Source organism: Bacillus sp. YH3-2-B2, from assembly GCF_053663335.1.
The window spans coordinates 406,419-426,328 of record NZ_JBSJQE010000001.1; the positions used below are offsets into that span (position 1 = coordinate 406,419).

21 protein-coding genes and 2 riboswitches are annotated in these 19,910 nt (G+C 45.8%); of the genes, 13 read left to right on the plus strand and 8 right to left on the minus strand.

Features of this window, described 5'->3' with window-relative positions:
• Nucleotides 1–18: 18 nt before the first annotated feature.
• The 3 genes from ACWJJX_RS02260 to ACWJJX_RS02270 are packed head-to-tail and all read right to left on the minus strand — an operon-like array spanning nucleotide 19 to nucleotide 2,978.
• Nucleotides 19–780, minus strand: a complete 762-nt coding sequence (locus ACWJJX_RS02260; protein ID WP_022553447.1) for an energy-coupling factor transporter transmembrane component T family protein — start codon at nucleotides 778–780, stop codon at nucleotides 19–21.
• A complete protein-coding gene (locus ACWJJX_RS02265) occupies nucleotides 755–2,392 on the minus strand; it encodes an ABC transporter ATP-binding protein (RefSeq protein ID WP_454022696.1) in 1,638 nt (545 codons plus the stop codon). Before ACWJJX_RS02265 ends, ACWJJX_RS02260 begins: the two co-directional genes overlap by 26 nt.
• Nucleotides 2,379–2,978 (minus strand): ECF transporter S component, encoded by a 600-nt coding sequence (locus ACWJJX_RS02270; RefSeq protein WP_003154744.1) that lies wholly within the window; start codon nucleotides 2,976–2,978, stop codon nucleotides 2,379–2,381. Before ACWJJX_RS02270 ends, ACWJJX_RS02265 begins: the two co-directional genes overlap by 14 nt.
• A 182-nt stretch (nucleotides 2,979–3,160) precedes the next feature.
• A riboswitch (TPP riboswitch) is annotated at nucleotides 3,161–3,274 on the minus strand.
• Between the two features lie 148 nt (nucleotides 3,275–3,422).
• Between ACWJJX_RS02270 and ACWJJX_RS02275 the strand changes: the two genes are divergently transcribed.
• The 3 genes from ACWJJX_RS02275 to mgtE all read left to right on the plus strand — a co-directional run bounded on the left by ACWJJX_RS02275 (nucleotide 3,423) and on the right by mgtE (nucleotide 6,775).
• A complete protein-coding gene (locus ACWJJX_RS02275) occupies nucleotides 3,423–4,685 on the plus strand; it encodes a glycoside hydrolase family 18 protein (RefSeq protein WP_070081707.1) in 1,263 nt (420 codons plus the stop codon).
• 90 nt (nucleotides 4,686–4,775) lie between these two features.
• Nucleotides 4,776–4,913, plus strand: a complete 138-nt coding sequence (locus tag ACWJJX_RS02280) for a transcriptional regulator SplA domain-containing protein (protein ID WP_003154740.1) — start codon at nucleotides 4,776–4,778, stop codon at nucleotides 4,911–4,913.
• 106 nt (nucleotides 4,914–5,019) lie between these two features.
• A riboswitch (M-box (ykoK) riboswitch) is annotated at nucleotides 5,020–5,185 on the plus strand.
• Nucleotides 5,186–5,419: 234 nt separating this feature from the next.
• A complete protein-coding gene (gene mgtE, locus ACWJJX_RS02285; RefSeq protein WP_014304888.1) occupies nucleotides 5,420–6,775 on the plus strand; it encodes a magnesium transporter in 1,356 nt (451 codons plus the stop codon).
• A gap of 35 nt (nucleotides 6,776–6,810) precedes the next feature.
• On the opposite strand, the gene tnrA is transcribed toward mgtE, so the two are convergent.
• Nucleotides 6,811–7,143: a MerR family transcriptional regulator TnrA gene (gene tnrA, locus ACWJJX_RS02290; protein ID WP_003154734.1), complete on the minus strand. Its 333-nt coding sequence runs from the start codon at nucleotides 7,141–7,143 to the stop codon at nucleotides 6,811–6,813.
• Nucleotides 7,144–7,337: 194 nt separating this feature from the next.
• On the opposite strand from tnrA, the gene ACWJJX_RS02295 reads away from it, so the two are divergent.
• From ACWJJX_RS02295 to ACWJJX_RS02310, 4 genes are all read left to right on the plus strand, one after another.
• Nucleotides 7,338–7,493: a hypothetical protein gene (locus ACWJJX_RS02295; protein ID WP_454022697.1), complete on the plus strand. Its 156-nt coding sequence runs from the start codon at nucleotides 7,338–7,340 to the stop codon at nucleotides 7,491–7,493.
• A gap of 88 nt (nucleotides 7,494–7,581) precedes the next feature.
• Nucleotides 7,582–7,764 carry a Fur-regulated basic protein FbpA gene (locus ACWJJX_RS02300; RefSeq protein WP_003154731.1) on the plus strand — a complete coding sequence of 61 codons (183 nt, stop codon included), beginning with the start codon at nucleotides 7,582–7,584 and terminating at the stop codon, nucleotides 7,762–7,764.
• 142 nt (nucleotides 7,765–7,906) lie between these two features.
• Nucleotides 7,907–8,371, plus strand: a complete 465-nt coding sequence (locus ACWJJX_RS02305) for a MarR family winged helix-turn-helix transcriptional regulator (RefSeq protein WP_007610911.1) — start codon at nucleotides 7,907–7,909, stop codon at nucleotides 8,369–8,371.
• A 179-nt stretch (nucleotides 8,372–8,550) separates the two neighbouring features.
• Nucleotides 8,551–9,105, plus strand: a complete 555-nt coding sequence (locus ACWJJX_RS02310; protein ID WP_454022698.1) for a YkoP family protein — start codon at nucleotides 8,551–8,553, stop codon at nucleotides 9,103–9,105.
• A gap of 9 nt (nucleotides 9,106–9,114) precedes the next feature.
• On the opposite strand, the gene ACWJJX_RS02315 is transcribed toward ACWJJX_RS02310, so the two are convergent.
• Both ACWJJX_RS02315 and ku read right to left on the minus strand, forming a co-directional pair.
• On the minus strand, nucleotides 9,115–10,950 hold the full coding sequence (locus tag ACWJJX_RS02315) for a DNA ligase D (RefSeq protein ID WP_454022699.1): 1,836 nt from the start codon (nucleotides 10,948–10,950) through the stop codon (nucleotides 9,115–9,117).
• Nucleotides 10,951–10,952: 2 nt separating this feature from the next.
• Entirely contained in the window at nucleotides 10,953–11,834 is an 882-nt protein-coding gene (ku, locus tag ACWJJX_RS02320) for a non-homologous end joining protein Ku (RefSeq protein ID WP_003154722.1), read from the minus strand.
• Between the two features lie 666 nt (nucleotides 11,835–12,500).
• Between ku and ACWJJX_RS02325 the strand changes: the two genes are divergently transcribed.
• From ACWJJX_RS02325 to ACWJJX_RS02340, 4 genes are all read left to right on the plus strand, one after another.
• Entirely contained in the window at nucleotides 12,501–13,070 is a 570-nt protein-coding gene (locus tag ACWJJX_RS02325) for a DedA family protein (RefSeq protein WP_454022700.1), read from the plus strand.
• Nucleotides 13,071–13,316: 246 nt separating this feature from the next.
• The gene (locus ACWJJX_RS02330) at nucleotides 13,317–14,099 is read left to right on the plus strand and encodes a TerC family protein (protein ID WP_025851720.1); all 783 of its coding nucleotides are present in this window, start codon (nucleotides 13,317–13,319) and stop codon (nucleotides 14,097–14,099) included.
• A gap of 276 nt (nucleotides 14,100–14,375) precedes the next feature.
• The gene (gene sigI / locus ACWJJX_RS02335) at nucleotides 14,376–15,131 is read left to right on the plus strand and encodes an RNA polymerase sigma factor SigI (protein WP_003154719.1); all 756 of its coding nucleotides are present in this window, start codon (nucleotides 14,376–14,378) and stop codon (nucleotides 15,129–15,131) included.
• On the plus strand, nucleotides 15,128–16,306 hold the full coding sequence (locus ACWJJX_RS02340; RefSeq protein ID WP_003154718.1) for an anti-sigma-I factor RsgI family protein: 1,179 nt from the start codon (nucleotides 15,128–15,130) through the stop codon (nucleotides 16,304–16,306). Before sigI ends, ACWJJX_RS02340 begins: the two co-directional genes overlap by 4 nt.
• Nucleotides 16,307–16,312: 6 nt before the next feature.
• Here the strand turns inward: ACWJJX_RS02340 and ACWJJX_RS02345 are convergent, their stop codons facing one another.
• Nucleotides 16,313–16,507, minus strand: a complete 195-nt coding sequence (locus ACWJJX_RS02345; protein ID WP_003154717.1) for an alpha/beta-type small acid-soluble spore protein — start codon at nucleotides 16,505–16,507, stop codon at nucleotides 16,313–16,315.
• Between the two features lie 134 nt (nucleotides 16,508–16,641).
• On the minus strand, nucleotides 16,642–17,343 hold the full coding sequence (locus tag ACWJJX_RS02350; protein WP_025851714.1) for a DUF1836 domain-containing protein: 702 nt from the start codon (nucleotides 17,341–17,343) through the stop codon (nucleotides 16,642–16,644).
• Nucleotides 17,344–17,491: 148 nt separating this feature from the next.
• Between ACWJJX_RS02350 and htpX the strand changes: the two genes are divergently transcribed.
• The gene (gene htpX / locus ACWJJX_RS02355; RefSeq protein ID WP_007407207.1) at nucleotides 17,492–18,385 is read left to right on the plus strand and encodes a protease HtpX; all 894 of its coding nucleotides are present in this window, start codon (nucleotides 17,492–17,494) and stop codon (nucleotides 18,383–18,385) included.
• A gap of 159 nt (nucleotides 18,386–18,544) precedes the next feature.
• On the plus strand, nucleotides 18,545–19,897 hold the full coding sequence (locus tag ACWJJX_RS02360; protein WP_014304894.1) for a TrkH family potassium uptake protein: 1,353 nt from the start codon (nucleotides 18,545–18,547) through the stop codon (nucleotides 19,895–19,897).
• The last annotated feature ends 13 nt before the right edge of the window (nucleotides 19,898–19,910 follow it).

Sequence of the window (19,910 nt, forward strand, 5' to 3'; positions counted from 1 at the left end):
CACTCCGGCGGCCTGTTTTTATACAAACAACAATGAAATGAGCCAGCTTGCGCCGAATAACAGAAGCACGAGCAGGAAAAAGCACCAGTCGGCGCGGCGCACAGTAACAGTTCTGTAAAACGTGCGGTTTCGGCTCCCCGTAAAGCCTTTAGATTCCATCGCGATCGCCGTGCGTTCCGCCTTTCTGATTGCGCCTGCCAATAGCGGAATGGTGAAGCGCCTGAAGGCGGAGAGCTTTCCTTTCAGCCCGGAATCAGACGCCGCACCCCTGATTCTGTGCGCCTGCCGGATGATCAGGATTTCATCTTTCAGAAGAGGGAGAAACCGGAATCCCGCGATAACGCCGTATGCAAGCTTGGGCGGCAGCTTACACTGCTGAATCAGACTGAGCATGAACAGAATCGGATCGGTTGTAAAAAGAAACATCATCGACAAAGCGGAAAAACATAAAATACGAAACGCGATAGAAATCCCGAGCGCCGCATTATCACTGTTGACGGCAATCGGCCCGAGCTTAAACAGCAGATTGCTTCCGGTTGTCGGGACGTTTCCGAATACGGCGGCTGTCCATAAAGAACCGAAGGCCAGAATGACAAACGGAATCGTGAACAGCAGCCATTTTTTCAGCGGCACACGCCCCGCCGAGAGGACGCCTCCCGCAATGATGATATAAAACAAAGCAGGGGTGTACGGATTATAAATAAACGACAGCATAATGACGCATAACAATACAGCCGCCGCCTTTATTGACGGGTTAACAGCCTCCAGCCGCAAGTTCATTTCTCCGCCTCCTGTCGTGTTTCATCCATTCATACCGCAGCGGCAAAGCCAAATGTGCCTGCTCGGCGATCCCGATGTTATCAGAAAACAAAGCGTCGGGAGTTCCCCGGAATACCAGTTTCGTGCCGCAGAGCACAAGGATCGTGTCGGCATAATCCGAGACGAGTTCCATATCGTGTGTCACCATCAAAACAGCCGTTCCTTCCTTTTGAATCTCACGGAGCATTTGCATACACTCCTGCGCCGTTTTGGCATCCTGTCCGAAAGTCGGTTCATCAAGCATCAAAACGTTCACATTGTGCATAAGCATCGTCGCGACGCTGAGCCGGCGTTTTTGTCCTTGGCTTAAAGAAAACGGATGCTGTGAGGCATGGCGTCTCAAGCCGAATCGGGTTAACAGCTGAAGAGCTTTCTCCTTTGCGGCTCTGTTGCTTTCAAAACCGAACATCAGCTCTTGAATGACGGAATCTGTGACAAACTGGTGTTCAGGATTTTGGAAAACATATCCGATCTGTCGCCGCAGCTCTTTTTCAGAATAGGAATCAATCGGTCTGCCGTCTATTTTGATGTCTCCGCCCAGCGGACGGATGAGCTTGGCCGCGGCAGAAAGGAGCGTGGATTTTCCTGTTCCGTTAGGGCCGGCAATCGCGGTGATTGATCCTTTTTTTACGGAAAAGCTCACATCCTGAAAAATGACGTCTGCTCCTCTTGAGAATGACAGCTCGTGAACGCTCAGCGCGTCTTCTGCCGAAAGCGCGGCGGGCCGGGGTTCGGGCAGAGATGGTACAGGTTCGTGAAACAGATTTTCTTTACACAATGTAAAAGGAATGCTGACGTGCTCCTGCAATGAGATCACACGCGGAATCGGAATGCCGAGCTGCATCAGCTCTTCAATCTTGGTTTCAAAGATAACGTCCGTCTCTCCGTCCATCACCTTCTGACCCGTTTCGTCAAGGACAATTGTCCTATCCATCCACGGCGCCCAGTGATCAAGCTGATGTTCGATAACGAGAAGGCCGAAGCCTTTTTTTGCTTGAAGATCTTTGATCAGCCGCACTAATTCACGTGCGGAATATGGATCAAGCTGTGCCGTCGGTTCGTCCAAAATAATGAGTTCCGGTTCCATCGCAATGATACAGGCAAGCGCCACTTTTTGTTTTGAACCGCCTGACAGAGAAGCGATCGCTCGCGTTTTCAGATGAGTGATCTCTAATTTTTCTAAAACGTCATCGATAATCGCGTCCATATCTTCTTTTGTATATTGCAAATTTTCCAGACCGAAGGCGATTTCATCTTCAACCGACAGCATGCAAAACTGCTGGTCCGGATCTTGAAACACGACGCCGATGGATCTGGCGGCGGGTTCTGTCAGATGTGAAAGAGGTGTTCCGTATAAAGAAACGGTTCCCGATTGAACCCCATCGCATGCTTCCGGGTACAGACCGTTTAAACAGAGAGCGAGCGAGCTTTTGCCGCATCCGCTCGGCCCGAGCAATAAAGCCCGCTCTCCTTTGCGGAGCTGAAAGGACACGTTTTGAAAAATCGGCTTTTCATCCTGATCATAAGAAAAGGTAAGACAGCTGGCCGATAGAAGGGGTTCAGATGCCTGCATCTTGGTTCACCTGTTTCTTTTTCTTCTTGAATTGTTTTCCGAGCGCCATGCCGTTCAGCACTCCTGTGTAAGCCAGCGCATCACTGATTGCTTTGCCGAGAAGGCCGGCAAGAAGCGCACCTGAGACCAGACGGATGAGAAGCATGACGGCTAATAAACCCGGATTCAAAACAGAGTATCCGGAAACGAACAAGTCATAAATGAAGCTTGTCACAGAAGACCCCATACCGGATAAAAGAAGCACGGGCAGGGTATACACCCGCCAGCGTGTCGCTAAAAAGACCGCTTCCGCACCGATTCCCTGTGCGATCCCGATCAGAATCACCATCGGTCCTGACGGATTTCCGAGTAAGCACTCCACAAACGCGGCGATGATTTCAGAAACGAGAGCCGCTCCCGGTTTTTGAATAATGTACGCGGCAATCACCGAGACGATAAACCAGATACCGTAAATCGGTTCATAACTCATCCGGCCGAAAAATCCTGCCGCTATATTGCTTGCATGAGTTGATACTAAATAAATGACAGCAAATACAACACTGATGACGGACATGACGACAATTTCTCTCATTTTCCAATTTTTCATTGTGATCTCCTGCTTTCTTATCGGATAGTTGTTTGTATGAAAGAGTTGATTTTACGAAAGACGATTGATCGTAAGTTTCATATTGCGGTGTCCTCCCCCGTTTTTTAATGGAAAATAAAAAACTGCATATCCGAGGGAATATGCAGCAGCAGAACGAAAACGCATGGGGAAAAACCCTGCGCTCCGGTCAATCTGCACTTCCCCACGCTGGTATTATCCAGATCGGGTTATAAGGGATCAAAACACGCTTGCCGCATGTTTTATCTCAGCCGATAACAGCACCCCTAGTGCGTTTCCTATACAGTTTTTTATGATGACATCATCATAGTTGATCATGTCTGATTTGTAAACAGCCTTTCTCCGAACAGAGTTTGGAATCGGACCGGAGGATCATTCATAAAGATAAGAAGACCCCTTTTGATCAAAAGGAAACGGAGGACATCTATGTTTGTTCATACAGTCCAGTCTGGCGACTCGTTATTTTCCATCAGCAGAAAGTACGGATATCCTGTTGACAGCATCAGAAGTGTCAACGGGCTTGAGGAAACGAATATCGTGCCGGGGCAGGCGCTTTTAATCCCCATTAATGAATATACGGTTCAGCCGAATGATACGTATGCCGTTATCGCAGGTAAGGCTTATGTGCCGCAGATGCAGCTGATGCAGGCAAACCCGGATATTCCGCCGAACCGGCTGCGGACGGGTATGAAAGTGAAGATCCCTGATATCTCTAACTATCTTGCGGGAACCCTGCAATTTTATGTCATTCGGACGCCTGAAGCGGATAGAGAGCTCATTAATGATTTTGCGCCGTATTCTTCGGCGATTTCTTTGTTTGAATATCATTTCGGCCCGAACGGAGATATCATGAACGATTTAAACGACAGAACCGCAATAGAAACCACATGGCAGAACAGAGTGCGCCCGCTTGCCGTCATTACGAATCTGACAGAAGGGGGATTCAGTCCGGAATTAGCCCATCAAGTGCTGCAAAATCCGGCGGCAAGAACGAATCTCGTCAACAATATCGTCTCCTTAACCGTAAGAAAGGGATACGGCGGTGTAAATATCGATTTTGAACGGGTCAGAGAAGCTGACAGGGATCTCTTCACAGGATTTCTCCGGCAGTTAAAAACCCGGCTTTCAGAGCATCAGCTCGCGTTAACGATATCGGTTCCGGCGAAAACAAGTGATGCAGTGCCGTGGCTGAGGGGATATGATTACGGCGGAATCGGAGCCGTCGTCGATTATATGTTCATTATGGCGTACGACTGGCACCACGCCGGCAGTGAGCCGGGACCCGTGGCGCCTTTAACAGAGGTCAGGCAAACGATCAATTTTGCCATCAGCAGGGTGCCGAGAAGAAAAGTGATTCTCGGTGTTCCGCTGTACGGGTATGATTGGGTGATTCCGTACCGTCCGGGAACGATCGGATCCGCCATCTCCAATCAGCGCGCCATGGAAACGGCGATGAAGCATCAATCAATGATCCGTTATTCCCAGCAGGAGCGTTCCCCTTACTTCCGGTATACTGATGAAAATGGAAGAACGCATGAAGTGTGGTTTGAGGATGTACGGAGCATGAGTGAAAAAATGGTACTCGTTCGGGAGTTCGGACTGCAGGCGATCGGCGCGTGGCAATTAACGCTCGGTTTCAAACCGGGCCCGTGGCTGCTTAGGAACTTTTTCACGATCCGAAAAATATAGCTGCATGTCCCGCCCCGCAAGTGATTTTTTCTTTCCTATGATAACGGAGCTTCTTTTGGACAATCTAAAATTGAAAAGGAGGTCTGTCATATGAAGAAAAGGGAAGAGCAGTATATCAACGAGGCTGAGTATGTACCGCACCCGACGAAAGAAGGGGAATACGCGCTCATGCTGCATGAATCCTATCATTTCCTTTCAGAAGAGGATGAAAGCGATTTGCCGGAATAAGGGTTTTATGCCTTTATTCCGTTTATTTTATAGGCATGTGCTGAAATCACAAATTTAAGGTTGACACATTCCTTTTTTTTCTGTAATCTCAGTGTGTCAATTCAAATAAGAACTTCGTTAGGTGAGGCTCCTGTATGGAGATACGCTGCTGCCCAAAAATGTCCAAAGACGCCAATGGGTCAACAGGAATCATCGACATAAGGTGATTCTTAACGCAGCTGGATGGCTGTCCTATGCCATACAGTGCTAAAGCTCTACGATTGGAGGCCCCGCACGTTTATTTGCCGTGCTTGTTTTCGCCTTCATATCGGAAGGTTTTTTTTATGCCTCAAAACGTACACGACTGAGCATGATAAGGAGGTGCGGAGTATGGATTCTCCCCATTCGAGTATGTCAGAAGAAGTACCCATATACAGCCAGATAACCAGTGACGACATGATGAGGAGACAAACCGCCGCACTTCCCTTGACGGACGGCGCGTCTCCGTAAAGGAGGTACGAGTCCCGATGGTCCAAAACATGACCTATGACGAACTCATATTACGCATTATCATTTTATTGCGGGACGGAAAAATAAAAGAATTCCGAAACATGATAGATGAGCTTCAGCCCTATGACATGGCATTTTTATTTAAAGAAATGCCGGAAAAGCACCGGGCCCGCTATCTGTCATATATGACGGTTGATGACATCACCGACATGATCGGAGAGCTGGAGCGGGAATTTCAGCTTGCCGTTTTGCATAAAGTCGGTAAAACGAAAGCCACTCTCGCAATGAATAAAATGGATAACGACGATCTCGCCGCATTGCTGGAAGAGATGGATGAAGAACTGAAAGAACAGCTTTTATCCAGTATGGAGGCTGAGGAATCAAAGGCCGTACAGCTTTTGATGAACTATCCGCAAGAATCGGCGGGCCGGATGATGACGAACCGCTTCGTCTGGATTCCGCAGCATTATACAGTAAAAGATGCGGTCGTGAAGCTGAAAAGCTTTGCGGAAATCGCAGAATCAATTAACTACTTGTACGTGATTAATGACAGCAAGCAGCTTGTCGGGGTGCTCTCTTACAGAGATTTAATTCTCGGCGAGCCTGACGATAAAGTGCAGGATCTCATGTTTACGCGTGTCATCTCGGCCGGGGTGCTCCAAGACCAGGAAGAAGTCGCCCGGCTGATCCAGCGGTATGACTTTTTAGCCATTCCCATCGTGGAAGAAAATAATGTGCTTGTCGGTATTGTCACTGTCGATGATATTATTGACGTCGTGATTAAAGAAGCCGATGAAGATTACGAAAAGTTCGCAGCCTCCGGTAAGGCGATTACATTTGATACGAAAGCATACGTGGCGGCGTACCGACGTTTGCCGTGGCTCATTCTGCTTTTGTTTATCGGATTGATTTCCGGAAGCATTCTGAATTATTTTGAAGATACATTGCAAAAAGTAGTCGCCCTCGCGTTTTTCATGCCGATGATCGCGGGAACGACGGGTAATACAGGCACACAGTCACTCGCCGTCGTCATCAGAGGACTGGCTAAAGAAGAAATGAATAAAAAAACCATTTTTAAACTGATTTTCCGTGAATTAAGAACCGGTATCTACATCGGCATCGTCTGTGCGATCGCGATAACGATTGTCGCAACCGTCTGGCAGAAAGACTTAACGCTCGGTTTTGTCGTCGGTTCATCGCTGCTTGCAACGTTGATTATCGGTACGATGGCCGGAACGATCGTCCCTATTATTCTTCATAAACTGAACATTGACCCGGCGATTGCGTCAGGCCCGCTGATTACGACGCTGAACGATATTTTGTCCTTATTAATTTATTTCGGCATTGCAACTGCATTTCTTCATGCTTTATAAAAAAAGTCCGTCTCACAGGAGGCGGACTTTTTTGATCAGCGGTTTTTATACTTAAAATGAGCATTAAGCTGTCCTTCCAGCATTTTTTTGCGGAGCTGCGGGTCGTTTTTGAGAGCCTGTTCTTTTTTCCGCATGTCTTTTAAAATCTCAGCCGTCTGCACGCCGTCTTCCCGCTTGTTGGCAATATCCATCAGCCGCTCAACGTCCGCGAAGGAATACTTTCTCGTTCCCCGTGATGATCGCTGCGGGTAGATTAATTTCCGTTCTTCATAGTATCTGATCTGTCTGACTGACAATCCGGTTAATTCGCTTACAATGCCGATCGAGATTACTTTTTTATCTTTGTAAGATTGTTCGTCTGTCGTCATTTTTCCACCCCTGGATGTCTTTTACTCATATTATATAAGAAAAAAAGAGAAAAAACCTGACGCTTGTCAGGTTTTCTGACGCGAAATAGAAAATTTTAGAAAAAAAGCGGCAGAAAAATTGACAAGGTTAATGCATGGTCCTGTGCCCCGTTTTATTCTGTATTATACAGACACAATGAGGAGGAAGGATAGGAATGGAGAAAGAAAAAGCGGTTTCGCTGGCAAAAGAAATCATTGAATTAGATATGAAACGCGATGAAATGCTGGAGGCGTTCATGGAGCTTGCCGGGGAACACGCTTTTCCGCTGCTCAGAGCCGTCCAGAACGGTCTTTACCGAAAAACATCATAATCTACAGAAGTTTTACAATGGCTTTATACGTCTTTGATATAAAAGCGTTATTCTGATCATAGAATAACGGAAAACAAAGGAGGCCGTCATGAGTCGTTTGCTTCAAAATGCATTGGACAAAGAGAGAAACCATTATTCCAAAAAGCTTCTGCAGATCGGAGTCTATACGAAAGAAATACTCAATTCCATGACAATTACGGAGCTGAGAAAGGAATACGCGTATTTTTTTCGGAACATTCCCTATAAAGAACGGAACCCTTATACAAATTAAATGATGTATAAGGGTATTTTTTTATATAAAAAAGAAGGAATTCTGAAAAACGGCACGAATAGAATATAAAACAAAGAACGACTCTTATGAATTGTAAGGGTTTACATTATTTTTTTATAAAAATCTTAAATACGGGGTAGATATGATGAGATTATCATTTAACGAAGAAGAAGTGATGCGTTCGATGAATTTGTACAAAGTTTTTGCAAGGGCTTTCAAGAGTGTGTCTGAACACAGTATCCGCGACAGTAAAGAACACGGTTTTAATCCGACTGAATTTGCCGTTTTGGAGCTGCTCTATACGAGAGGACCGCAAAAGCTTCAGCAAATCGGGTCGCGTCTTTTGCTTGTCAGCGGGAATGTCACCTATGTCATCGACAAGCTTGAAAGAAACGGGTTTTTGGTCAGAGAACAAGACCCGAAGGACAAACGGTCTGTTTACGCCCATTTAACTGATAAAGGAAACGAGTATTTGGATAAAATTTATCCGATTCATTCATTGAGAATTGCGAGAGCGTTTTCAGGACTTATGCCTGAGGAACAGGAACAGCTGATAGCCTTACTGAAAAAAGCGGGAATTCACAGCCAGCATTTGCTTTTCCGTTAAAAGAAAGCGGATACAGACACTCTTCTTCACGAAGAGTGTTTTTTTTATGTTCCGGACAGTAGAGCCTGACGCGGTTTTTGCATAAGCTGATACAGGGCGGCATCATTATTTACCAATCATAATGTGACATGCCCCATGCCAAAATATGAGGGTGCTTTGAATATAAAGAAGGTGAACATGTGAGAAGCTGTCTGCTGTCTATATGGTACTTACTTGATCCGCTTTATTTCTTCTTTACCCGGCTGACGCTGATTGATAAACGGCAATCGAATGTATTCCGCGTCCGTTTGACTAGATATAAAGGAAAAGAAGTCATCCTGAGCGACGGAACCAGAATTAAAAAAAACGACGTGTTAGTTAAGATTCATCTTCATAATGTCAAACTCCTGAAAGAGCTGCAGCCTATTGAAAGCGCGGTCAGAAGGGGGATTATGCTATATCAGAAGGTATATCAATCCATGCCTCATTTAGCGGATTATATTAACCAGCATAACCGGAAAGACGAGATTAAGGGAGTCGTCGGCATTACAATGCTTCATAAAGGAGCGGCGAGACTCGGTTTTGATGTGATAAAACCGTCCAGCGGCTGCTACAGGCTGTTTAAGAAAGCGGCCCATATTCCCATTTTATACTTTACTGCAAAACAGCTCACCCTCAAAAACATTCCTTACTCCTGCTATTTATTTATTTCCAAAGAAAAATTGATGTGCACGTATCAGACTGAAAAGAGCTGACAAAAAGCGTCAGCTCTTTCTCTTGATTTGCTCAAGCACGATTGAAAGCGGGCCGTCCTGCGGATTCCGGTAAAAATCATAAAACGGATCTCCCTCTGTCCTGACGCGGTTCACTACTGTATCGATCGTATAATCATCAGGTGTTAAAGAGGAGTTGACTTCGCTCCAATAAAGGGGAGCCGCAACCGTTCCCAATTCGTTGCCCCGGGTCGAATAGGGGGCGATAATGGTTTTCCCTTCGGCATGCTGCAAATAATCTAGGTAGAGCCTGCCGTTTCGGTTTTTGATAAACCGCTCTGTCGTAAAAAGATCCGGGCGCGTCCTGACGCAATAATCGGCGATGAGCATTGTGAACGCACGGGTTTCTTCATAGGTGAATGCTTCCGGTGAAAGCGGGATGTAGAGCTGAATGCCTTTATTTCCGGAGAGCTTCGGGAATGACGTCATGCTGAATGAGTCAAACAGCTGTTTCAGCACATGCGCAGCCTCCACTGCCATGGGAAAATCATTCCTTGACGGAGGATCAAGATCAATGACGATTTCTGCGGGCCTTTCAGAATGCACTGTCTGAAACGGAACGTGAAATTCAAGCGCCAGCTGATTAGCCAGCCATAGAAGTGACGGTATGCTGCTGCATACGATGTGCTCGTGGCTCCCGTCAAACACGCTTGAGACAAAGTCCGGCGTGTAGTCCGGTTTGTTTTTTTGAAAAAAAGATTCGCCAGGCGCGCCGTGCGGATAACGGATCACCGTGACGGCCCGATCTTTAAGAAAGGGCATAAGAAAATCGCTCATTTTCACCATATAACTAAGGAAATCTGCTTTCGTTTTTTCATGTTTTTTAAAAACGATCTTATCCAGGCTTGTGAACTGCAGCTTCGGCGGCAGCGTTTTAGAGCGGAGGATAAGCTGCTGATACGTGCATTCCGTCCAATCCATTTCAAACTGAAAAGAAACAAAAGATACTTCACGCAGCGTGTCCTGCATTATGGTTAAATACTGCACGGTCATGCAGATAGAAGGCTCAAGTGTATACTCGCCGCTTTTTTGTTTTTTTCCGTAGGTCTCCATAATGGTTCTGACGGCGTTTTTTTCTTCCGCCTGCATTCCGTGGGAAACGGAAGCGATCGGGACGACGGTGCCGCCTTTTAAAACAGAGGCCGTCACATACCCGTTCTTCGGATTGAATCCGGTTAATAGCACGTGAGCCGTTTTCATATGTTTATACTTCTGCCAGTCGGGAGACCGTTTATTTTCCGACCAGCCGCTGGAAGCCCTTTTGGCTACGATACCTTCTCCGTCATGGCGGACGACCTTGTCCCAAAGCGCATCAAAGTCAGTGTGCTCCGGAATGTATTGAATCGCTTCTTCCGCTAAGTGATGAGGGCAGGCGGGAAGATTTGCTTCTTTAAGCAGCTTGGAAAGGGCGCGCTTCCGTTTCACATACGGTAATGAGACGGTGCCGGCGCCTTCCAGAACGAGGAGATCAAATGCCAGAAAGCGGCACGGCCGTCTATCAGCGGTGCTTTTAATTGCTTCGGTCCGTTTTAAACGTCCGCGGATTTGAAGATGCTCAAAGTCCGCCCTGTATGGATTGATTAAATAGACAAGCTCTCCGTCAAGCGTAATGGGGAACCTGTCTTTCATGTGCTGAAAACACCGGGCCGCAAAAGCCGTGATTTCCGGAAATTGATTCGTCAGCGTCTGTCCGTTTCTGCTGGTTAATGTAACGCCGTTTTCGTCTATGCGGAGAAGACAGCGGAATCCGTCATATTTTACCTCATAGCGCCACTCACTGCCTTCAGGCGGTACAGAGGTCAAAATCGGCTGCATCGTCAGCGCCATGATTAAGACGTTCCGGCTTTTTGTCTGGTCGTCTTCTGCTTTTTGCCTCCGCCGCCAGCTGACGCTGTGTCTTTTGTCCGTGCCGGTGCAGCCTGTTCGCGATTCGGCCGCTTCGTCCGGTCAATGCTTGCCTGAAGCGCGCTGACAAGATCAATGACATCTTCTCGCGGGCCGGCAGGAGCAGGTGTCACGCCCGCTTCTTCATGTTCGAGCTTATCGTTAATTTTGGCGAGAAGGGCTTTCCGGTATGTGTCTTCGTATTGTTCCGGGTCAAACTCGGTTGTCAGCTCATTAATTAACGTGATCGCCGTCTGCAGCTCTTTTTCATTAACGGCTGTCTGCTCAGGAACGCCCGGCACATGTCCGGCATTTCTGACTTCATCCGGATAATGAATGGATTCCATCACGATGCAGTTGTCATACACGCGAAGAATCGCAAGCTGCTGTTTAGAGCGGATCGTAATGGAGGCAATCCCGATTTTACCCGTCGTCCTCAGCGCTTCCCGCAGAAGTGTATAGGCTTTTGTGCCGTTATCTCCCGGCCCGACATAATATGATCGGTTAAAATAAATCGGATCAATTTCCTGCAGCTGGACAAAGTCAACAATCTCAACCGCTTTTTCTTCATGTTCCTGTTTTACGTCTTTCAAGTCTTCGTCAGTCATAATGACGTATTTCCCTTTTACATACTCATAGCCTTTCACGATTTCATCAGGCTCCAGACTCTTTTCACATCCGGTGCAGATTTTTTCGTATTTAATCGGCGCATGGTCTTCTTTATGAAGACTGCGGAATTTTATATCTTTATCTTCAGTGGCCGCAAAGAGCTTGACCGGGATATTGACGAGGCCGAAACTGATCGAACCCTTCCACATCGTGTGCATGAATAAAAACTCCTTTTTGTCTTTATTGTGGATAAACGGGTCCGTTCCATGTGTAGCAACTTATGGGTGATGCGGCGCTTCATGGAGCGGCTGTTCCATTTCCTCATGCGGTAATGGCCGGCTGAAAAGGAAATCGCATTCTTATTCATCTATTTACAATCAGTGAATCGGTAAGTTCTTTAAAGCGCTGAAGTCCCCGAAAATCATCAATGATAATCAAAAAGAGTATACAGAATCATTCCCCGGGAAATGCCCACGCATTTCCATGTAGTGACTGAGAGAATTTCCCGCTCCCATAAAACAGATTCGGTGATGGCAAAGATCCCGGCAAAACGCACTGCCCATATGAACTGAATTCCGGTCAGCCGCCGCTTACCGCGAAGGGTAACTTTTCCGGAGATCTTAAGTGATGTAACCGCCGCCAGGAGCAATCAGGAGAAAGGCGGGATGTTGTATTGCGCATGTCATTCCCTCCTTGCTATACCGATCCGAAACGACTCACATTTATAAAGGGCATGTCTAAAAGATATTTCAGCCTCAAGGTTTTGTGTTAAAATCATTCTTAAGTTTCAGAATATAGACGTAAGCCGGGAGTGATAGATCATCGAAGATTTCATCATATCAATAATTGAAGCGTTTAAAAGCTTATCTTACGCCGGAATTTTTTTGGCGCTCAGTATAGAATTCATCCCGGCGGAAATTGTTCTTCCGCTTGCGGGCTATTGGGTCTCAAAAGGGGATATGACGCTTGCCGGAGCCGTGTTTGCCGGTTCACTCGGCGGTGTTTCAGGTCCGCTTGTCTTATATGGGATCGGCAGGCTGGGCGGTCGGCCGTTTTTGCTGAAATATGGAAAGTATATATGGATAAAATCCGAATCCCTGGAGAAATCAGATGATTTCTTTCAGAAGCACGGAGGTTTGGTAGCGTTCATCGGCCGTTTTATACCGGGGGTCAGGACGCTGATTTCTTTGCCGTGCGGCATTGCAAAGATGAATATCTGGGTGTTCTCTCTCTATACATATGCAGCGATGCTGCCGATTACATTTGCTTACGTATACCTCGGAATGAAACTCGGGGAAAATTGGAAAAGCGTCGGTTCCATTCTCGATCAATATACGCTGCCGCTAGGTATATTCATTGTGTTGCTTCTCGTTCTTTGGATGTTTTTGAAGAGAAGAAAACAGCGGATCAAAACAGAAAAAATTTCTCAATTTGTTAAAAAAGTTAAGCGTTGACAAATGATGAAACAGGCTTTATCATGAGCGTATAAACAAATATTTCTTGAAATCCCAAAGGGGAGTAGCGTCCGGATATTCCGGAAACAAAGTCGTCAATTCATGGATCATATCCATCGGCTTTGTTGGCATGCCAATCATTCATGTCTAGCAAGACCTTTGCCTTATATCGGCAAAGGTCTTTTTTGCGTAAAAAAACCGCCGGTATAAGCTCGGATGATAGAAAAAAGAAACGGAGGGAATGGATTGGACTTTGCATTATTATTGGAGTATGGATGGGTTCTTCTCGTTTTAATCGGGCTGGAAGGGATTTTGGCGGCGGATAACGCGCTGGTGATGGCTGTGATGGTGAAGCATCTTCCAGAAAAACAAAGGAAGAAGGCTTTATTTTACGGATTGGCGGGCGCATTTATTTTGCGTTTCGGGTCGCTGTTCGCCATTTCATTTCTGGTGAATGTTTGGCAGGTCCAGGCCGTCGGCGCTTTATATCTGTTTTACATTGCGGTCAGCCATTTGCTGAAGCGGTATGTATTCAAAGATAACGCCGGTCAGAAAAAGCAGAAAGAAAGCGGGTTTTGGCAGACTGTCTTGAAAGTGGAGCTCGCAGACATCGCTTTTGCCGTTGACTCCATTTTAGCGGCGGTCGCGCTTGCCGTAACGCTCCCGGGAACACGGCTTCCCGCCATCGGCGGCTTGGACGGCGGTCAGTTTCTCGTTATTTTAGCCGGCGGCGTAATCGGTTTAATCATTATGCGTTTTGCGGCATCAATGTTCGTATCCTTACTGAAAACCAGGCCGGGCCTTGAAACGGCGGCATTTGTGATTGTCGGATGGGTAGGCGTGAAGCTCGCTCTTTATACGTTGGCCCATGAGGAACTCGGTATAATTCCGGCAGATGTCATCCATTCGGCGGCCTGGAAAATCATTTTCTGGGCGGTTCTGGCTGCCATTGCGGTTTGCGGATGGTTTATGTCAGGAGCAAAACAAACAGAGTCCGGCGCGGCATCGGAAAAAAGAGAACACGCGTAAAATGATCAAAAAGGGAGTCTGGCTTTTTAAAAAGCAGGTTCCCTTTTTTGTTTGAAACGCTTACATTTAAGACATATGATAACAATTTTATAACAGCATTGTTACAAAAAACACAGAGAAAACCCCCTTAATTCTGCATGGGGGCACGAAATCATGTATAGTACGTCTTATTGGCTTGTCATAATTGAGACAAATGAAATCGATTTCTCTTTTTCTTCCTTTGCGAATCCCTACTAAATTAGCTATGATTATGAGTAGTTATAGGGAGGAACTGAGGTGAAACCAGTGCTTAGCCTTTTGTTTAAATTGGGAAAAAAGAAGCAAACGCTTGAAACATCTGTTGAAAAAATACAAAAAGGCGACAAAGATCTGCAGAACGATTTAATACAGCAATATAAGCCTTTTATCGCGAAGACGGTTTCATCCGTTTGTAAACGATATATAGATGAAAAAGACGACGAATTCAGCATCGGGCTGATCGCGTTTAACGAAGCCATTGAAAAGTATTCGGCTGAAAAAGGTAATTCGCTGCTTGCATTTGCAGAGCTGATTATAAAAAGAAAAGTGATAGACTATATCAGAAAAGAAGCAAGAACCGCTCAGCATATCAATATGGATGTGCAGGAGGGCGACGATCAGGAATCTTCGCAGAGCCTTATCGAAGCGGAGCTTTCCATTGATGAATACCGCAAACAGATAGAACAGGAACAGCGCCGGGAAGAAATTCTTTTTTTTCAGAAGCAGCTGAAAGAATACGGCCTGTCTTTTAAAGAGCTGCTGGAACAATCGCCGAAGCATACAGATGCGAGGCAGAATGCGATTAAGGTAGCCTACACGCTTGTTGAAAATGAAGAGCTGGCGTCCATTTTGCACCAGAAAAAACAGCTTCCTGTCAAACAGCTGGAGCAGCTCGTGTCGGTCAGCAGAAAAACGATCGAACGGAACCGAAAATATATCATCGCCATGAGTATTATTATTACAGGTGATTATATTTATTTAAAAGATTATCTTAAAGGGGTGTTGCACTCATGAGAAGAGGGATCATAGTAGAGAAAAATAAAAAATTCGTCACGTTGCTAACCCCTGACGGACAATTTTTAAAAACAAAAAATGATCACCGCACTTGTGAAATCGGAGAGGAAATTACGTTCGAAGGCGAAACGCGTATGGGAAGAAGGGCCAGCTTTTTTGATTTTCTGAAACTGCGCCCTTTTAAATTGGGAGTGTTTACGATGACTGCTATTATTTTGTTTATTTTAATTTTGCTCCCGGTTTTTTCTGATAACAAAGCTTACGCGTATATGACGCTTGACATTAATCCCAGCATTGAAATGGCTTTAAACAGCAAATATGAAGTCATTGAACTGACACCGCTGAACCATGACGCCAAACAGGTCATCAGTGACATCGGAGATTGGAAAAGCAGCGATTTTAAGGAAGTCATCAGTAATATTATTACCGATTGCAGCAAGCATGGATATGTAAAGGAATCAAAAGAGATTTTAATTTCCACGGTTTATGAAAATACAGATGACAATACATATAAAAAAGGCGTTAAAAAACAGCTGGCTGACATGACTGAAAAATATAAGGGCACCTACCAGGTACAATCGCTTGAATCTGATATGGAAACAAGAGAAAAAGCAAAACAGGAAGGGATGTCAACAGGCAGCTACATAAGAAGAAACGAAAAGAAAACAGAAGAAAAACAGTCTGAAAAGCAAACCGACGGCAATGAAACAGATCAGAAAGATACCGAAACAGACGCTGATCAAAGCAAGCAGCCGGACACAGAAAAGCCGGCGGCTGATGAAAAGACAGCTCCTGATGAAGAAAAGGCAGCAGAGAAGCCGGAAAACAATGAAACGACGCCCGGCACGGAAGAAGCGAAGCCGGACAGTCAGGACGGCAGTCAGCAAACCGACAAAAATGCAGCTTCCGGATCAGAAGAAAACACACAGAAGGAACAAGATGGGGAAACAGAGCAGCCCCCAACACAAAATCCTCAGGAAAACGGAAATGACAAAGAGCCTAAGCAAAAGTATTACAATCATTACTGGAATCAGCGGAATCATGATCGCAATGAACATTGGGACTCCTATCGGCATCATGAAGATTCATCAGACCGCAGGAATCCGAACGGCTACCGGCACGGAAAGGAGAATGCCGATAAATATCAAAATTCGCCGAGAAGTCCCGGCGAATAAGCTGCATTATTGATTTTTCCCGTTTAATTGTGATTGAGCCTGCTGTACAAGACGTTTTGTCATTTCCCCGCCTACAGAGCCGTTTGCGCGTGCTGCTGTATCAGAGCTAAGGTTCACGCCGAATTCTTGAGCCACTTCGTATTTAAATTGGTCAAGTGCCTGCTCAGCCCCTGGAACTAAGAGTTTATTTCTGCTCGCCATCTTTTTCATCTCCTTTTCTCTGGCAAGATGTGTTTACGCATTTTAGTTTCAAACGGAACGGTATTGATTATGCTGGCAATTGTTGTACAGCAAAAAAACCCGGCGCAGACACCGGGGCGAAGAAGCGTTATGAATTATAATAAATGGCTGGTCATTTTGTAGGCTGAGGCTTGAATATGGAAAGTCAAAACGGAGAGCACCGTGACCGCGATGATGGATCTGATATCGTTCCATTGTCCGCTTCCGAGTTCTTTAAAGCAGCCTTTGAGCTTGTCCGTCTGCTCTTCAACGAGCTCCTGCAGGCTCGTTTCCTTCATCGGCGGGTTTGCCTTATGATGAAGATAATCAATCACTTGGGCGCAGCTTTCATAGTAGCTGATCGGGCTGATGACGTCGTCTGATCTGTCTGTGATCGTGTTAAAAGCGATTTTTAATATGCCGCGTATATGTTCGAAGTCATAAATTGATTTTAAATCACGTACAATGAGAAGGATGACAGCTTGTTCAATTGTATATTTTTTGCCGAGTAAGGGGTGGCCGATTAAATCTTTAATATCGCGCTTCACCCAGTTTTGGACGGCGGTTGATTTTAAAGACGTCAGCTCGCACAGATTTCCCAGCTCGACAATCTCGTTAGTTGAAAGCCCGTATTCCTTTTTCTCTTTTTTTCGTTCGAATCTCGTCAGAAATTCAGGGATATGCAGACGGCTTTCCGCTTCATCCAATGTCATATCCGCTGATTGCAATAAGATTTGGAGAGGAGTTGCGTCTCCTTGGCCTTTTAACGCGTAAAGAAGCCGGACCATATCAGTTCGGGTCAGTTTAAACGTGTTCATGGTTCACCTCTGATTGATTACGTGTTCACTTTCTGATATCACTGAGAATTACATTAACATCATACGTCGAAATTGTTGCATTTTCAAACAGATCATTTATAATTTAATTAAATAAGTTCTTTTGATCTTAAAAAAGACGGAGGTAATTATGGCGAAAAGAATATTTCTGTTTATTTTAACGAACCTTTTGGTCATTACGACAATCGGAATTGTGCTTACGATTATTACAAGCGTTACCGGTGTCGGCTCGTATATACAAAATGGCCGCATTGATCTGATGGCATTGCTCGTGTTCAGTCTTGTCGTCGGTTTTGTCGGTTCTTTTATTTCTCTCGGAATGTCCAGATGGATGGCCAAAACGATGATGGGCGTCCGGGTGTTAAATCCGAAGAAACAGTCACTCAGCTATGAAGAACAGCAATTGGTTGACCGTGTGCACAGATTGTCCCGTGCCGCAGGGATGACGAAAATGCCTGAAGTCGGCATTTATCATTCCCCGGAAGTCAATGCTTTTGCGACCGGACCTTCTAAGCGCCGTTCGCTTGTCGCGGTTTCTTCAGGTTTATTGCAGCAGATGGATGATGCTGCGGTGGAAGGGGTTCTTGCCCATGAAGTCGCACACATCACAAACGGTGATATGGTCACGATGACGCTGCTGCAGGGAATCGTCAATACGTTCGTCGTATTCCTTTCCCGAATCGCGGCATGGGTTGCAAGCCGCTTTGTCAAAGAAGACCTCGCACCGGTCGTGCATTTTATCGCGATGATCGTATTTCAGATTATCTTTTCCATTCTCGGCAGTCTTGTCGTCTTTGCCTACTCGCGGCACAGAGAGTTTCACGCTGACCGCGGCGGTGCAGACCTTGCCGGCAAGGATAAAATGATTCACGCTCTGCGTACGCTGAAGTCTTATACAGGACATGTGAATGAAGAAGACCAGACGGCGGTGCAGACGTTAAAAATTAACGGCAAAAAGCATTCGTCACTGTTCTCCACACACCCTGATCTCGATGAGCGTATCCGCAGGCTGGAAGCAAAATAATAAACAAAACCTCTGACAATCGTTTCAGAGGTTTTTTTGTTTAAAGATCGGCAAATTACATAAGGTAATGAAAAATCTTTCTAAAAAGACCTTTAAAAATTCTCCCAATATCATTAGAATAATTACGTACTACATTTGAGAGGCAGAAGGAACTATCTTATGAAATTAAAACTGAAAAAATTCATACAGATCTTGTCGCCTGCACAGCTGATTGCATTATATTATTTTCTTGCTGTGACGGTGGCATTTATTTTGCTAAGTCTGCCGGCCGCCCACAAACAAGGGGCCAGCTGGTCGTTTATAGACGCGCTGTTTACGGCTGTCAGCTCAGTCAGTGTCACCGGTTTAACGGTCGTCAACACGGCTGATACATTCAGCACGGCCGGGATTGTCATTTTGGCTTTCGTGCTTCAATTCGGCGGAATCGGCATTATGACGCTCGGAACATTCGTCTGGCTCATTATGGGCAAACGGATCGGTCTGCGGGAACGGAAGCTCATTATGGTGGATCAGAATCAATCGCAGTTTTCCGGTATCGTCAACCTGATGAAACAAGTGCTGTTTTTGATTTTATTAATCGAGTTTTTAGGCGGCATCATCTTAGGAACATATTTTTTAACGTATTATGATTCGTTTGAACAGGCGTACTTGCACGGATTCTTTGCGAGCGTCAGCGCCACGACAAACGGCGGTTTTGATATTACGGGAAATTCACTCGTCCCGTTCAGACATGACTATTTCGTGCAGTTTATTACGATGCTTCTGATTATTTTCGGTGCGATCGGTTTTCCGGTGCTCGTAGAAGTAAAAGACTTTTTGTTTTCAAAACAGCGCAGATACTCATTCACGCTGTTTACGAAAATTACGACCGTTACGTTCGGAATGCTCGTTTTGTTCGGAGCCGTGGGCATTTACGCGCTTGAAGCAAGCCATGTTATGAAGGGGAAAAGCTGGCATGATGTTTTATTTTTATGTCTCTTTCAATCAACCGCTACGCGAAGCGGCGGGCTTGCAACAATTGATATCAGCCAGCTGTCGGCGCCGACATTATTTTTCATCTGTGCCCTCATGTTTATCGGCGCATCACCGAGCTCGGTCGGCGGCGGAATCCGTACGACGACGTTTGCGCTTAACCTTCTTGCTCTGTTTCATTTTGCCAGAGGGAATAAAGCGGTCAAGGTCTTTAAACGCGAGCTTCATCAGGCTGATGTCATGAAGTCGCTGGTCGTTACGATGATGGCGATTCTGCTCGTGTTCGGGTCGACGCTGATTCTTTCCGTGACGGAGACAAATCAGACGCTGCTCGGGCTGCTTTTTGAAGTGTGTTCCGCTTTCGGAACGACCGGCCTGTCGCTCGGGATTACTCCGCATTTAAGCGACATCGGAAAATGTGTGATCATGATTGTGATGTTTATCGGCCGGATCGGCATTTTGACGTTCCTTTATTTGATCGGCCGAAAAGAAATCGAAGCAAATTATCATTATCCGAAGGAAAGAATGATTATCGGCTGACACCGCTTTTCAG

Bases quoted from the DNA above. Each gene is read 5' to 3' on its own strand.
- ACWJJX_RS02315 (WP_454022699.1), bottom strand. From the start codon at position 10,950: ATGGCGCTGACGATGCAGCCGATTTTGACCTCTGTACCGCCTGAAGGC.
- tnrA (WP_003154734.1), bottom strand. From the start codon at position 7,143: ATGACGACAGACGAACAATCTTACAAAGATAAAAAAGTAATCTCGATC.
- ACWJJX_RS02340 (WP_003154718.1), top strand. From the start codon at position 15,128: ATGAGAAGAGGGATCATAGTAGAGAAAAATAAAAAATTCGTCACGTTG.
- ku (WP_003154722.1), bottom strand. From the start codon at position 11,834: ATGCACACGATGTGGAAGGGTTCGATCAGTTTCGGCCTCGTCAATATC.
- htpX (WP_007407207.1), top strand. From the start codon at position 17,492: ATGGCGAAAAGAATATTTCTGTTTATTTTAACGAACCTTTTGGTCATT.
- ACWJJX_RS02265 (WP_454022696.1), bottom strand. From the start codon at position 2,392: ATGCAGGCATCTGAACCCCTTCTATCGGCCAGCTGTCTTACCTTTTCT.
- mgtE (WP_014304888.1), top strand. From the start codon at position 5,420: ATGGTCCAAAACATGACCTATGACGAACTCATATTACGCATTATCATT.
- ACWJJX_RS02260 (WP_022553447.1), bottom strand. From the start codon at position 780: ATGAACTTGCGGCTGGAGGCTGTTAACCCGTCAATAAAGGCGGCGGCT.
- ACWJJX_RS02295 (WP_454022697.1), top strand. From the start codon at position 7,338: ATGGAGAAAGAAAAAGCGGTTTCGCTGGCAAAAGAAATCATTGAATTA.
- ACWJJX_RS02350 (WP_025851714.1), bottom strand. From the start codon at position 17,343: ATGAACACGTTTAAACTGACCCGAACTGATATGGTCCGGCTTCTTTAC.
- ACWJJX_RS02270 (WP_003154744.1), bottom strand. From the start codon at position 2,978: ATGAAAAATTGGAAAATGAGAGAAATTGTCGTCATGTCCGTCATCAGT.
- ACWJJX_RS02305 (WP_007610911.1), top strand. From the start codon at position 7,907: ATGATGAGATTATCATTTAACGAAGAAGAAGTGATGCGTTCGATGAAT.
- ACWJJX_RS02300 (WP_003154731.1), top strand. From the start codon at position 7,582: ATGAGTCGTTTGCTTCAAAATGCATTGGACAAAGAGAGAAACCATTAT.
- ACWJJX_RS02360 (WP_014304894.1), top strand. From the start codon at position 18,545: ATGAAATTAAAACTGAAAAAATTCATACAGATCTTGTCGCCTGCACAG.
- ACWJJX_RS02275 (WP_070081707.1), top strand. From the start codon at position 3,423: ATGTTTGTTCATACAGTCCAGTCTGGCGACTCGTTATTTTCCATCAGC.
- ACWJJX_RS02280 (WP_003154740.1), top strand. From the start codon at position 4,776: ATGAAGAAAAGGGAAGAGCAGTATATCAACGAGGCTGAGTATGTACCG.
- ACWJJX_RS02345 (WP_003154717.1), bottom strand. From the start codon at position 16,507: ATGGCGAGCAGAAATAAACTCTTAGTTCCAGGGGCTGAGCAGGCACTT.